This is a genomic window from Neptunomonas concharum, from assembly GCF_008630635.1.
GTDB classification, from domain to species: domain Bacteria; phylum Pseudomonadota; class Gammaproteobacteria; order Pseudomonadales; family Balneatricaceae; genus Neptunomonas; species Neptunomonas concharum.
In genome coordinates, this window is the sequence record NZ_CP043869.1 from 896,236 (window position 1) to 910,390 (window position 14,155).

Genomic DNA, 14,155 nt, shown 5'->3' on the forward strand with positions numbered 1-14,155 from the left:
TATTAAGTGAATTGTTTTCCTGTGGGGACAATGACCACCGGTACTTTGGCATGCTTAGCAACCTGTTGCGTCGTATGGCTATGACGACCAAAGGTATTTTCTGCTCCCATTACGATCATCTGTATATCACGCTTTTTAGCTTCATTGAGAATGGAGTCGGTATGATTCCCTTCAATAATGACATACTCAATATCGAGGTCGATGCTACCCGGCAAGCTATTAAGCTCCTCCTCGCAAAACTTTTCAATACGCTGGTGCATCTCTTGGTGAATCTGTTCGATACCTTCGTCATGCATTTTCTTTACTAAGTCCGTAGGGAGATAGTTTTTTATAAGTGCAGAGCCCATTTCACCAATGGGTTCAACAACGTGTAGCATCACAATTTTTGCATTAAGGGCTTTTGCAAGTTTAACGGCATGGCGAAACACAGGACGCGTATGTTTGCCGAGTGATGTGGTGTATAGGATTGTATTTATTTCTGGTAGCGCCATGGTGTTATCCTCAGAGTCTCGGGTCAGATATCAATGGGTCTGAATCCGGTTATTTTCTTCAGTGGTAGGTCTGTTGCTCAGTTTGGGTTGAGTACAACGATCTACTAAATAGACAATCGATTTATAATCAATCCCGCTATGATGACTCAGGCCTATTTCGCACGTTCGGCTGGTGGAATAGCCTGCCTCACAGTGTTCAACTGCGCCTTTTAATGTGCGCAGGGCTGAAGCATTCAGCTCGGGGGTTGAAAAGCCCTTGTCGCCGGCAAACCCGCAACAGGTGATCTGATCGGGAATGACCACCTGAGAGGAGCATGCCGACATAATACGCTTAAGTTTTGCTGCTTGGCCTAAGCGAGTCGCGCTGCAGGTAATATGCAGTGCTACCGGCTCGTTGGTTTGCTGGAAGATCAATCGATCCATCAAGAATTGATCGATAAAATCGACAGTATCAAAAATCTGAAGACGAGTATCGATCTTATCCTTTAGTCTTAAGCTGCATGGGCTGGTGTCAGAGTACACCGGTATGTTGCCGTTTTCTGTGATCTTGAGCAGTGTTTGCTCGATCTCAGAGGATTTAGAGTCGGCTGCTGCAAACATCCCTTTGGACTGAAACGGCATACCGCAACATAGACCATCTAAGTTGTCTGGGTAGATCACTTCAAAGCCGGCTTTACGTAACAGGGCTTCCGTCATTGTCGCTAAAGAGGTTTGATCCTCATCGCCCCGCGCTGGCCCCATCGTACGGCTAGCGCAGCTGGGTAAATAAACCACTTTAGGTGCACCGGCAGTGGGTGGTGTGCTCGTTGGTTTGATCTTAGGTGCTGCCTTAGGCATGGCCGGTGTCCATTGCTGGATACGTCCGCCCGACAGCTTTCGAGCGCTTGAAGTGATGTTAGTCATCGCTTTTGTGCCAAGGAGCTTGTGTGTCAGATCTGCACCTGCGAAGGCCACTCGGCTGACTTTCTCTACAGTACCGTAATGATCTGCTAACCACTGTGCTAGCTTTGTATGGCTCTCATTATTACGGCTTCGAATAGAGCGGGTGAGATCACCTGTATTGATACCCACTGGGCAGGTCGTTGAGCACAGACCGCACGCAGCGCAGGTATCTGTACCTTGGTATTCATATTCTTTTCTTAAAAGGGCTAATCGCTCGGCATCTTCTCCTGTTGCCTCTAGGCGAGCAATCTCACGCCAGATGACAATACGTTGTCGCGGAGAAAGTGTCAGCGCACGAGAGGGGCAGGTCGGCTCACAGAACCCACATTCGATACACTTATCAACCAATGCATCAGCCGCAGGAAGAGGCTTGAGGTTTTCCAGATGGACATGAGGATTAGCGTTTAACACTACGCCAGGATTGAGAATACCTCGGGGATCTAATAAGTGCTTTAAATCCCACATTAGCTGGTAGGCCTCTTGGCCCCATTCTAGCTCGACAAAAGGAGCCATATTACGCCCGGTGCCGTGTTCTGCTTTTAGAGAGCCATCATAGGTGCCCACCACCATATTGGCGACATCCATCATTAAGCCGTCGTAGCGATCAATCTCCTCTTGGTTATCGAACGCTTGAGTAAAGACAAAATGCAAATTACCTTCTAGAGCATGGCCGAATATGAGGGCTTCATCGTAATGCCATTTCTTGAATAGCTGGTGTAGATCATGAACCGCATCAGCTAATTGATCCACAGGGAAGGCTACATCCTCGATAATAACCGTGGTGCCTGTAAGGCGAATAGCGCCAATTGCAGGGAATAAACCTTTACGAATCGCCCAATACTTTGCGTATTCTTCAGGGTCAGTTGTGAACTCAATCGGGCGAGCAGTCTCTAAGGCCGCGATAGAGGCTTTAATTTCCTGCACCTGTTCAGCAAGTTGCTGGGGGTTGGCTGAGCGAGTTTCTACCAGAAGGGCCGCCGCATCATCAGGTAAGTCTTTGATGAAATCTGGCATCCCCGGTTTGGTTTCTACCGAGCGTAGTCCCGCCCGGTCCATCAGCTCAACGGCAGAAACGGGTGTTTTTTTCAGAATCGCGACCGCTTCACAGGTCGTACGCACACTATTAAAAAAGATAAGGGCAGAGGCTTTGTTAGGGTGCTCATCAACCGTTTGGTAGGTGATCTCTGACATAAATCCGAGCGTACCTTCTGAGCCGATCATCAAGTGCTGTAAAATCTCAATGGGATCTTGATAATCAACTAAGGCGTTGAGCGCATAGCCGGTAGTATTCTTCAAACGATACTTGTGCTCTATACGTGAGTGTAGCGCTTCATTAGCGCGTGTTTGTCTGCCCAGCGAATCCAGTGCATCCAAAAGCCCTTTGTGGCTCTCTTTAAAGCGCGCAACAGAGTCTGCATCCCCCGTATTCACCTGAGTGCCGTCGGCTAATACAAGCTGCATACTTTTAAGTGTACGATAGCTATTTTGTGCAGTACCGCAGCACATACCGCTGGCATTATTTGCCGCAATACCACCGATCATAGCAGCATTAATGGATGCAGGATCTGGGCCGATTTTCTTATTGTATGGGGATAAATAGCTATTCGCCTGCCCGCCGATTACACCGGGTTGAAGTGTGATTTCGGTAGCATCGTCGTTGATTTTATAGCCTTTCCAACCATCTCCAAGCTGGATGAGTACTGAATCGGTAATCGCCTGCCCCGACAAGCTAGTGCCCGCTGCTCTAAACGTTACAGGGATCGTTTTTTCATTGGCCAGTTGAATGATTCTGGCAACTTCCGATGCACTTTCAGCACGCACCACAATTTGTGGGACCAACCGGTAAAAACTGGCATCGGTACCGTAAGCTAAGGTACGCAACGGGTCAGTAATTAAACGCTGCTCAGGAATAAAGCGCGCAAGTTCAGCAAGAAAATCACGGTGTGTCTGTTTCATGTTTATCACTGCGGCCACAGAAGTGGCAATTAGTCAGATCGGAAGTCGGAGGTATCCCGATGGGATACCTCCGAGGCAGTATAGAATTAGCCGTAAGCGTTGGCAGGTAGCCAAAGTACCAGCTGAGGCCAGAATACAAGGATTAGCAACGCCACCAGTTGTAGGGCGATAAAAGGAATTACCCCTTTGTAGATGTCTGTTAATTTCACATTAGGTGGGCAGACACCTTTTAGGTAAAAGAGCGCAAAACCTACCGGTGGCGTTAAGAAGGAGGTCTGTAAGGTCATCGCTACCAACATCACAAACCAAACTAATTGGGGATTATCAACCACACCGTAACCATTAATCTCTAAACCAAGCGCAGAGATAACAGGGGCTAAGAGGGGAAGAATAATCAACGTAATCTCAATCCAGTCAAGGAAGAAACCTAATAAGAAGATGACACCAAGAATGAAAAAGATAATCCCATAAGGGCCAAATGGTAAGCCTGTCAGGAACGACTCGATTAATTCATCACCACCTAACTCACGAAGCACCAGTGCAAAACAGGTCGCACCGATAAAGATCGCAAAGATATAAGCGGTTGTATTAAGCGTTCCACCCATCACTTCTTTTAAGACAGTAAAGTTGAATTTGCGGTTATAGATGGCCAACAGAGTTGCGCCGAGTGCGCCTACACCGGATGCTTCGGTGGGTGTAGCGAAGCCACCAAAAATTGAACCCAGTACCACGAAAATCAACAATACAGTTGGAAGTACTGCTTTGAGCACGTTCAAGACGATTGTCAGATCAACAGGTTTAGCATCCACAGGTACCGGTGCTGCTTCAGGTTTAACAAGACCATAAATCAAGATATAGACAATATACATAGCGCCTAGCATTAATCCTGGGAATACCGCCCCCATAAACAGATCGCCGACCGACAAGCCTAACTGATCTGCCATAATGACCAGCATAATACTGGGTGGGATCAGAATACCTAAGGTCCCCGCGGATGCGATGGTACCTAGTGCTAATGGCATGGCATAACCTTGCTTTGTCATCGATGGCAGAGACATAACCGCCAACAGTACAACGGATGCGCCGATAATACCGGTAGATGCGGCCAAGATGATGCCGATAGCCGTAACGGTTACCGCTAAACCACCGCGCACTCGCCCGAAGAGTTCTTGCATGGAATGCATTAGCTTTTCGGCAACGCCGGACTTATCCAGCATAATGCCCATAAAGATAAACATGGGCAGGGCAACCAGAATCCAGTTGTCCATAATCTTCCATAGGCGGTTAACAACCAACCCTAGCGTCGTGTAGTCGAGGCCTGTAATCGTATCGAAATAGGTGTCAGAGAATTGGCCAATAAAGGCAAAGATGATGCCGATACCACCCAATACCCAAGCGACAGGTATACCGGTAAAAAGTAGCGCGATGAACGATAGGAACATCGCAATGACCATAATTTCATTGGCGTCCATGGTTATTCTCCGCGTAAAAGTAAAACAGTGTCACGGTAAAGGCGGGATAAAACAGCCAGCCCTAACAGTGCAAAAGAAACAGGAATGACCCCTTTAATGATCCATCGGAATGGTAATCCAGAAGGGGAGTCAGAACTCTCGTTGATGCGGTAAGAGTCTACGAAAAAGTCGATACTGTGCATAAAAACAATGGCGATAAAAGGCAAAACCAACGTGAGAATGCCAATGATTTCAATGATGTGCTTGGTTCGTGCACGGAAATGTGTATAAAACAAATCGACGCGAATATGGGAATTAGTAGTTTGCGCATAGGACAAGCCAAACATTACCCCAACAGCGTAGAGGTGCCACTGGAGTTCCTCAAAAATGATAAGGCCACTAGAAAAGCCTTTTCTAAGTACAACCTGCAAAATGATTACCAGAACCAGCAGGACATAGCACCAAGCCACTGACATACCGATACGCTGGATAAAGCGATCGATCTTATCGGCCAAAGGTACTGAGGGAAGGGTGTCATTCTCAGTCACTGGAAGCTACCTACGTCGATTATTGTTATAGAAAATACAGAAAAGGCAAGCAGCTATACTGCCTGCCTTGAGTCGAGCGAGAATTAACGGCTACGTGGAAGGAATGCGTTAGATTCCCACAAATCGTAACCTTCACGGAACGTGCTTAGGTCGTCCCATACTTTCTTGAAGAACGGATCAGCCGCTGATTTTTCAGATGCGACTTCGTCCCATTTCTGCTCAAAGGTTTTCAGCATAGTTTCGTTCCAGTAACGGATCTCTACACCTTGCTCTTTGGCTTTAGCCATCACTGGGAACTGCATCGCCTCACCTTCAGCAATCGCGTTCGTCATAGAGGCTTTACAGGTGTTCTCAACGGTAGCCTGTTGGCCTTTAGACATTTTACCCCAAGCATCTTTGTTAACTAGAAGTTCAAAGATAGTTGCCTGTTGGTGCCAGCCAGGGAAGTAGTTGTACTTAACAATTTTATGGAAACCTAAGCGTTGGTCGATGGCAGGTTGAGAGAACTCAGACGCATCAATGGCCCCTTTCTCAAGTGCGCCAAAGATTTCACCGCCTGGTAACTGAGAGGTTGAAACCCCCAGTTTTTCCATGACAGAAGCGCCAAGACCGAAGAAGCGCATATTCAGACCTTGCAGATCTTCTGGTTTCTCGATTGGTTTTTTGAACCAGCCTGAAGTCTCAGGAGAGATGATGGCACATGGAATAACTTTTACGTTATAACCGCCGTTGTCATACATTTCCTGATAAAGTTTAAGGCCATTACCGTAGTACATCCATGCCATATACTCGCCGGCTTCAGGGCCGAAAGGTACGGCAGAGAAAAGTGCAGCCGCTGGCATTTTACCTTGCCAGTACCCTGCTGTTGCATAACCTGAGTTAACTTTACCGGAAGAAACCGCATCAAGAATCTCAGGAGGGCTCACGAGTTTGCCTGGCTCGTAAATTTTCATTTTGATTTTGCCATCACTGACGAGATTCAACTGTTCTGAAACCCAAACAATCGGTGTACCTAGTGCAGGAAGGTGTGAGCCAAAGGCGATAGGTGTTTTTAGCAAGATTTTATCTGCAGCTTGAGCGGGAGCCAGTGTAGCGGCAGCGGCTGCCAGAACAGCGGTAGAGATCACAGACTTAGTGAACTTTTTCATGTCTCATCCTCAATGACGTTATTTATTTTTCTAGTGGTCTTTTAACCATATTGCATGTCAAAAAACATGTCATTAATTAATCAATGTTATGCTTCTTGTAATATTGGTCATACCAATTTACCATGCGATAGGTTCTACTGTATTTTTTTTGAGCAGGGCTTGTCAATCCTTTTTTAGAATCCAAATATATATTGGAATTTACGCAAATAAGCGCTAGTTTCAAATATAAGGTTTGAATTCTTAATTGGTCTTACCAGTTATTGCACCTGCACAAAAAAGCGGATAATGAATAATTTATTACTATTTATCCTAGTGCAGATTCGCTAAAAGGCGAGTATTTGAGCAGGCGGATGTGACTTGGGTGTTCGCTTGTTGCTGGGAGTATTTAGTCAGTGTGGAAAAACGGATGGCATATCAACGGGTTAAGCAACCAAAAATTTCGGATGTAATCGTAGAGCGTATGGAGGAGATGATCCTTGAGGGGACATTAAAACCAGGCCAAAAATTACCCCCTGAACGAGAGCTGGCAAAACAGTTTGAAGTGTCACGCCCGTCACTTCGTGAAGCTGTTCAAAAGTTAGCCGCGAAAGGTCTATTGGTTAGCAGGCAAGGAGGGGGTACTTATGTCTCTGATGACTTAGGTGGCTCTTTCATGGATCCATTGCTTGAGCTATTTAAAACTCACCCTGAAGCGCAATATGATCTGCTGGAGTTTCGTCATGCTTTGGAGGGTGTGACTGCCTATTATGCCGCTCTTCGAAGTACACCTGCTGATAAAGAAGCGATAAAAGCAAGCTATGAGCTTTTGCAAAGCTTTCATGAGAACAAAGAGTTTGAGAAAGAGGTGGCAGCGGATGTTGATTTTCACCTAACTATTGCGGCTTCAACTCATAACATGGTGTTGCTCCATATGATGCGAGCGTTGTTCAGTTTGTTGCGCCAGCATATTGGAGATAACTTGCAAAATATCTACCCAAAACCTGGGTATCGGCAAAAAATTCACGACCAGCACTACAAGCTTATGGAAGCAATCTTTTCGGGAGAGCCGGATAGAGCTCAAAAGGCTGCCCATGATCACTTGGCCTATGTAGAAGAAGCGTTGCTAGAGCAGGGTCGCGAAAATACACGTATTGAACGGGCGTTGCGCCGTTCAGGTAATAGTCTTGCATAAGAGAGAAAGCGTGAGATTGTGGCTCTGTATAAAAACTACAAAAATGAAATAAACCTAGAGGTTAACAATAAGTATATAGGGCTCATATAGACAGATTTTTTAGATTCTTGTAGTATTACTACAAAATAACAAGAAAGAGGAAATTGCTGCAAAGCAGCATAAACCCTCGCATAACAAAGGTTCAGGCCAAAAGTCAGGAAACTGAACCATCCAAACTAAGGGATGATTGCTAAAATAGCATACGTGGAGAAGGCAACGTGCAAGATCAAATAATAGATGACATCGATCCAATCGAAACGAAAGAGTGGCTAGACGCGCTAGAATCAGTCGCAAAGAATGATGGGGACGAGCGTGCGCGCTACTTATTAACGCAACTTGGCCGTAAAGCTTCAGATATTGGTGTAGGCCATAGCGCTACACTAACAACGCCTTACCGAAACACAATATCTCCAAAAGATCAGGCGCAAATGCCAGGCGATCTGTTCATGGAGCGTCGTATTCGTTCATTCATTCGTTGGAATGCAATGGCGATGGTTATGCGTGCAAACGACAACAAAGACGGGCTGGGCGGACATATATCCTCCTTCTCCTCATCAGCCACGCTGTACGATATTGGCTTTAACTACTTCTTCCGTGGTAATGAAGGCGAGCAAGACGCCGATATGGTGTTTTTCCAAGGTCATATTTCACCGGGTATCTATGCTCGTGCATACCTTGAAGGTCGCTTAACAGAAGAGCAGCTAGATAACTTCCGTCGTGAAGTAGATGGCAACGGTCTCTCTTCATACCCACACCCTTGGTTAATGCCGGATTTCTGGCAGTTCCCAACGGTATCTATGGGTCTAGGCCCGATTCAGGCGATCTACCAAGCCCACGTGATGCGCTACCTCTCTGCACGTAGCTTGATCAACCGTGGTGACCGTAAAGTATGGGCATTCTTGGGTGACGGCGAGTGTGATGAGCCAGAATCTCTGGGTGCTATTGCGCTGGCGGGTCGCGAACAGCTAGAAAACCTCGTATTCGTCATTAACTGTAACCTACAGCGTCTTGATGGCCCTGTACGCGGTAACGGTAAAATTGTACAAGAGTTGGAAGGCGTATTCCGTGGCGCAGGCTGGAACGTTATCAAATGTTTGTGGGGCCGCCATTGGGATCCACTGTTTGAAAAAGATGAGCACGGCCTGCTTCAGAAACGTATGGATGAAGTCGTCGATGGTGAGTTGCAAAACTGCAAAGCCAATGGTGGTGCATACACGCGTGAGCATTTCTTCGGTAAATACCCAGAACTGCTAGAGATGGTAAAAGATCTGTCTGATGACGAGATCATGAAGCTCAACCGTGGTGGTCACGACCCGTACAAAGTTTATGCAGCATATGCCGCTGCAATGAATCACAAAGGTCAGCCTACCGTGATTCTGGCACAGACCGTTAAAGGTTACGGCACAGGCAAATCGGGCGAAGCGAAAAACGACACACACTCCATGAAAAAAGTGGCGATGGATGATCTGAAAGATTTCCGTGATCGCTTCAACATCCCGCTAGCCGATGATCAACTGAAAGAAGTACCTTATTACCGTCCTTCTGTTGACTCGCCCGAAATGAAGTACATGTTTGAGCGTCGTGCTAAATTGGGCGGTTTCTACCCGTCACGCCGCAACGAAGTGCAGCAACTTGAAACCCCGGCTTTAGAAGTTTTCTCTGGAAACTTAAAAGGCAGCGGTGAGCGTGAGTTGTCTACTCAAATGTCTCTAAACCGTGTACTAAACACACTGGTTAAAGATAAAAATATCGGCGAACGTATCGTACCCATCATCCCTGACGAAGCACGTACTTTTGGTATGGAAGGGATGTTCCGTCAATTGGGAATCTACACGTCTGAAGGCCAGCGTTATGTGCCTCATGACAGCGACCAGATTATGTTCTACAAAGAATCAAAAACCGGTCAGATTCTTGAGGAAGGTATCAACGAAGCAGGTGCAACATCCGCGTGGATTGCGTGTGCAACCTCCTACGCAAACAACAACTGCCCAATGATCCCATTCTATATATTCTATTCCATGTTCGGCTTCCAGCGTGTAATGGACCTGATTTGGGCTGCGGGCGATATGCAAGCGCGTGGTTTCCTGATCGGTGCAACCGCAGGCCGCACAACGCTAAACGGTGAAGGTCTACAGCATCAGGATGGTCATAGCCACTTGATGGCACAGATGGTACCAAATTGCGTATCCTACGACCCGACATACGGCTACGAGCTAACGGTGATTGTTCAAGATGGTATTCGCCGGATGTATCACGAAGGGGAAAACCGCTTCTACTACATCACCACCATGAACGAAAACTACACACACCCAGATATGCCAGCAGGTGCTGAAGAAGGCATTATCAAAGGTATGTACCTGCTCGAAGAGGGCAAAGACGCAGAGCTTAAAGTTCAGCTTATGGGTTGCGGTACTATCTTGCGTGAAGTGCGCGAAGCCGCCGTGATTCTGCGTGACGAATTCGGAATCGAATCTGACGTGTGGAGTACAACCTCTATTAACGAACTGCGCCGTGATGCTATGGCAGCAGAGCGCCATAATCTACTACACCCAGAGGCTGAGCCGAAACTGGCGTATGTCACTGAGTGTCTGAAAGACCGCCAAGGCCCTGTGATTGCATCGACTGACTACATGCGCCTCTATGCTGACCAGCTACGTGAATACATCCCGCAACGTTATAAAGTGCTAGGTACTGATGGTTATGGTCGCTCCGATACACGCCAGAAACTGCGTGAATTCTTCGAAGTGAACCGTTACTACGTGGTACTGGCTGCACTTAAAGCACTGCAGGAAGAAGGCAAGGTTGAAGCAGCAGTCGTCGCTAAAGCCATGAAGAAGTTCAACATCAATCCGGATAAACCGGCTCCGTGGACTGTTTAAGTCTGACTTGAACTTAATGGCGAATAACGAATAGAGGACATTATCGTGAGTACAATCACAATTACCGTTCCAGACTTAAGCGGCGCAGATGACGTAGATGTTATTGAAGTCTTGGTTAAACCCGGCGATGTCATCGCAGAAGGGGATAGCCTGATCGCTCTGGAAACCGACAAAGCATCCATGGAAGTACCGGCTGATAAAAGCGGCACCGTGGTTGAAGTTATGATTAAAGAAGGCGACACCTGCAACGAAGGTGACGTGATTCTAACGCTCGCAGCAGAAGGCACAGCTACGGCAAGCCCAGCAGCAGACGTTGCAGAAGCGCCCGCTCCTGCCGCCGAGCCTGCACCGGCACCGGTTGCGGCAGCACCCGCTGCAACAAGCGTAGAGCAAGTGTTAGTACCGGATCTTAGTGGCGCAACGGATGTTGATGTCATTGAAGTCATGGTTAAACCCGGCGATATGATCGCAGAAGGTGACAGCCTGATCGCGCTAGAGACAGACAAGGCATCCATGGAAGTACCATCTCCTATGGCTGGCAAAGTTGTCGAAGTGAAGATCGCAGAAGGCGGCACCTGTAATGAAGGCGACCTTTTACTACTACTGGAAGTGGGTGGTGGATCGGCTGCAGCAGCACCCGCCGTTGAAGCGGCTCCTGCACCTGCATCGTCTCCTACGCCAGCACCGGCAGCTGCGCCAGTTGCAGGTGGTGTAGAAGATGTACTTGTGCCAGATCTCAGCGGTGCAACCGATGTTGATGTCATCGAAGTGATGGTCAAACCCGGTGATGTGATCGCAGAAGGTGATAGCCTGATCGCACTAGAAACCGATAAAGCCTCTATGGAGGTGCCAGCCCCTAAAGGCGGTACGGTCAAAGAGGTGAAAATTACCGAAGGCAGCACCTGTAACGAAGGTGACGTGATTCTTGTACTGGAAGTAGCAGGCAGTGCGCCTGTGGCTGCACCAGCGCCAGCAGCGGCGCCATCAGCACCGGCGGCTTCTGCTTCGGTAGCGGCTACACCTGCACCAGCGCCAGCTAAAGCGGCACCTGCCAGCAGTCTGAGCCAAGCAGATCTGGATAAGAAAAATCGTTCAGCTCATGCAGGCCCAGCGGTACGTGCCATTGCTCGTGAATTTGGTGTCGAACTATCTGAAGTGACCGGCACAGGCCGTAAAGGTCGAATCTTAAAAGAAGATGTACAGAACTATGTTAAAAATGCCCTTAAGACGCTGAAAGAAAAACCAGCGTCGGGTGGCGTAATCAGTGGTTCTGGTATCCCTGCGATTCCGGAAGTGGATTTCAGCAAGTTTGGTGAAGTTGAAGTTGAAAAACTCAGCAAAATCGCCAAAGTGACTCGCGATAACATGGCGCGCTGCTGGTTGAATATCCCGCACGTTACTCAATTTGATGAAGCCGACATTACGGATCTTGAATCCTTCCGTAAAGAGATGAAAGAAGAAGCAGCTAAGGCGGGCGTTAAGCTTACGCCGCTGCCATTCATGATCAAAGCGGTAGCCAAAGCGTTAGCGGCCAACCCGAAATTCAACGCTTCATTGCATGCAGATGGCGAGCATATTGTTTACAAAAAATACATCAACATCGGTTTGGCGGTCGACACGCCAAATGGTTTGATGGTGCCTGTGATCAAAGATGCGGATAAAAAATCCGTATATGAACTGTCATTAGAAGCTAATGAATTGGCGGGTAAAGCCAAAGATCGCAAACTCAAGCCCAACGAAATGCAGGGTGCGTGCTTCACGATCTCCAGTTTGGGCGGTATTGGTGGTACGGGCTTTACGCCAATCGTTAATGCGCCAGAAGTGGGTATTTTGGGTGTGTCGAAAGCCGATATCAAACCACGCTGGAATGGCAAAGAGTTTGAACCGCGTATGATGTTGCCACTGTGCTTATCGTACGATCACCGTGCAATAAACGGTGGTGATGCTGGCCGCTTCCTGACCTACCTCAACAGTTTGTTAAGCGATATCCGTCGCCTAATGCTGTAAGCGATGCCACGTCGCACAAACTATTTTAAGCAAGTCCCTTGGCTCACGGGGTTCTGAAAAGAACCCCGTTTTTTATGCTGTTAAGAGTAAGCTCAGTTGAGTAAGATGAGCTTGCTGTTTTAATCGCCAGGGAGGTGTTATGAAACGCCTGTTATCGTCTGTTGTTGTTTGTATCTTTTGTATGTTACCCGTCTCAGCCAAAGCTTTGTCACATGCTGACGCTAAGCATCTGGCGCTTAGAACTGCTTTTGCGCCTTCTCCTGCATTGATTAACGCCTTGCTTCCCTTAAATCGTGAACAAGCTATTGAATATCTTCTCGCACAGCCCTTAGATAATCATGTGACGCCACCCGAATTTTTGACTCATCCAGCTGTGCTTGAGCCACAGAAAAATATGACGACGGCACAAAAACAAGCAGCGAACAAACTACGACGGCAACAAACGCAAGCATTGAGGGGCTGGTATGTTGAACGCATGATAAAGAGCCGGTCACCGCTACGAGAAATGATGACGCTGTTTTGGCAAAACCATTTCACAACATCAGACCAAAAAATCAACGATCCGGTCATGATGTTTAACCAATACCAGATTATGCGCCAACAGTCGTTAGGCTACTTTGATCAGATGTTATCTGCTGTCATGCGTGACCCTGCTATTTTGTTTTATCTGGATAATCAGAAAAATAAAAAAGGTAAACCAAACGAAAATTTAGCCAGAGAACTACTCGAGCTTTATACATTAGGAGAGGGTAACTACACCGAAAATGACGTTAAGAATGTGGCCAGAGCGTTAACGGGGTGGGGACTTAATAAGCTCAAGCGACAGTTTGTAAACAAGGTTAAGCAGCACGACCAAGGGGTGAAAACCATCTTAGGGCGCACGGGTAATTTTGCGATGCCGGATGTCTTAGGAATATTGCTATCCACGCCACATACTGCCGAGCTAATCACTTACAAGTTGTGGTTGAACTTTATTTCACCGAACCCTGACCCTGTAAAAGTTAAAAACTTGGCGAAGCGGTTCAAAGATTCTGTCTACAATATTTCGTTTCTCGTTAAGTCTTTACTAATGGATGATGCTTTCTGGGCACAGGAAAATAGAGGTGTTCTTGTCAAATCCCCCATTGAGCTGTTGGTCGGTTTGTACCGCAGTTTCGATGTAACGGATGCACCTTATAAAATTCTGGCTAATCAATCATCAACGATGGGTATGACACTTTTTGCACCACCCAATGTCAAAGGATGGCCGATCTCATCCACCGAGTGGATTAACACATCCAGCTTATTGCGCCGACAAACGATTTTGGAGCGAGCAATACGCGGAAAAGAGATGAAAAACGGACCAATGAGCAAAAATAGGCAGTTATTTGAAAAATCTCGCCATTGGGCGAGGGCGGCAACTTGGCCTAATGATACGGAGTTACTGCTAGCAGTATCCCCCGTGACCGACATGGAAGGTAAATGGCCAATGCAACGATTAAAACAATTGTTTTTAGACCCAGTCTACCAATTGAAATAGGGCT

The 14,155-nt window shown here is 47.2% G+C and carries 9 protein-coding genes; 4 read left to right on the forward strand and 5 right to left on the reverse strand.

Annotation, left to right across the window (positions count from 1 at the left end; genetic code table 11):
- Nucleotides 1-2 precede the first annotated feature (2 nt).
- The 5 genes from F0U83_RS04220 to F0U83_RS04240 all read right to left on the reverse strand — a co-directional run bounded on the left by F0U83_RS04220 (nucleotide 3) and on the right by F0U83_RS04240 (nucleotide 6,536).
- Nucleotides 3-491, reverse strand: a complete 489-nt coding sequence (locus tag F0U83_RS04220) for a universal stress protein (RefSeq protein WP_138988949.1) — start codon at nucleotides 489-491, stop codon at nucleotides 3-5.
- A gap of 30 nt (nucleotides 492-521) precedes the next feature.
- On the reverse strand, nucleotides 522-3,389 hold the full coding sequence (locus F0U83_RS04225) for an FAD-binding and (Fe-S)-binding domain-containing protein (protein ID WP_138988948.1): 2,868 nt from the start codon (nucleotides 3,387-3,389) through the stop codon (nucleotides 522-524).
- A gap of 86 nt (nucleotides 3,390-3,475) precedes the next feature.
- Nucleotides 3,476-4,861 carry a TRAP transporter large permease gene (locus F0U83_RS04230; protein WP_138988947.1) on the reverse strand — a complete coding sequence of 462 codons (1,386 nt, stop codon included), beginning with the start codon at nucleotides 4,859-4,861 and terminating at the stop codon, nucleotides 3,476-3,478.
- A 2-nt stretch (nucleotides 4,862-4,863) separates the two neighbouring features.
- Complete coding sequence (locus tag F0U83_RS04235; protein WP_138988946.1) at nucleotides 4,864-5,388, reverse strand: TRAP transporter small permease subunit; 525 nt, start codon at nucleotides 5,386-5,388, stop codon at nucleotides 4,864-4,866.
- 83 nt (nucleotides 5,389-5,471) lie between these two features.
- Complete coding sequence (locus F0U83_RS04240) at nucleotides 5,472-6,536, reverse strand: TRAP transporter substrate-binding protein (protein ID WP_138988945.1); 1,065 nt, start codon at nucleotides 6,534-6,536, stop codon at nucleotides 5,472-5,474.
- 406 nt (nucleotides 6,537-6,942) lie between these two features.
- Between F0U83_RS04240 and pdhR the strand changes: the two genes are divergently transcribed.
- From pdhR to F0U83_RS04260, 4 genes are all read left to right on the forward strand, one after another.
- Nucleotides 6,943-7,707, forward strand: coding sequence for a pyruvate dehydrogenase complex transcriptional repressor PdhR (pdhR, locus tag F0U83_RS04245; protein ID WP_138988944.1), 765 nt, complete (start codon nucleotides 6,943-6,945; stop codon nucleotides 7,705-7,707).
- Nucleotides 7,708-7,964: 257 nt separating this feature from the next.
- On the forward strand, nucleotides 7,965-10,625 hold the full coding sequence (aceE, locus tag F0U83_RS04250) for a pyruvate dehydrogenase (acetyl-transferring), homodimeric type (RefSeq protein WP_246077909.1): 2,661 nt from the start codon (nucleotides 7,965-7,967) through the stop codon (nucleotides 10,623-10,625).
- Nucleotides 10,626-10,670: 45 nt separating this feature from the next.
- Nucleotides 10,671-12,632 carry a pyruvate dehydrogenase complex dihydrolipoyllysine-residue acetyltransferase gene (gene aceF / locus F0U83_RS04255; RefSeq protein ID WP_138988943.1) on the forward strand — a complete coding sequence of 654 codons (1,962 nt, stop codon included), beginning with the start codon at nucleotides 10,671-10,673 and terminating at the stop codon, nucleotides 12,630-12,632.
- 139 nt (nucleotides 12,633-12,771) lie between these two features.
- On the forward strand, nucleotides 12,772-14,151 hold the full coding sequence (locus tag F0U83_RS04260) for a DUF1800 domain-containing protein (RefSeq protein WP_138988942.1): 1,380 nt from the start codon (nucleotides 12,772-12,774) through the stop codon (nucleotides 14,149-14,151).
- Nucleotides 14,152-14,155: the final 4 nt, after the last annotated feature.

What these genes read in the sequence shown, in the direction of transcription:
- F0U83_RS04220 (WP_138988949.1), bottom strand. Translation starts at nt 491, where the DNA reads ATGGCGCTACCAGAAATAAATACAATCCTATACACCACATCACTCGGC.
- F0U83_RS04225 (WP_138988948.1), bottom strand. Translation starts at nt 3,389, where the DNA reads ATGAAACAGACACACCGTGATTTTCTTGCTGAACTTGCGCGCTTTATT.
- F0U83_RS04230 (WP_138988947.1), bottom strand. Translation starts at nt 4,861, where the DNA reads ATGGACGCCAATGAAATTATGGTCATTGCGATGTTCCTATCGTTCATC.
- F0U83_RS04240 (WP_138988945.1), bottom strand. Translation starts at nt 6,536, where the DNA reads ATGAAAAAGTTCACTAAGTCTGTGATCTCTACCGCTGTTCTGGCAGCC.
- pdhR (WP_138988944.1), top strand. Translation starts at nt 6,943, where the DNA reads ATGGCATATCAACGGGTTAAGCAACCAAAAATTTCGGATGTAATCGTA.
- F0U83_RS04260 (WP_138988942.1), top strand. Translation starts at nt 12,772, where the DNA reads ATGAAACGCCTGTTATCGTCTGTTGTTGTTTGTATCTTTTGTATGTTA.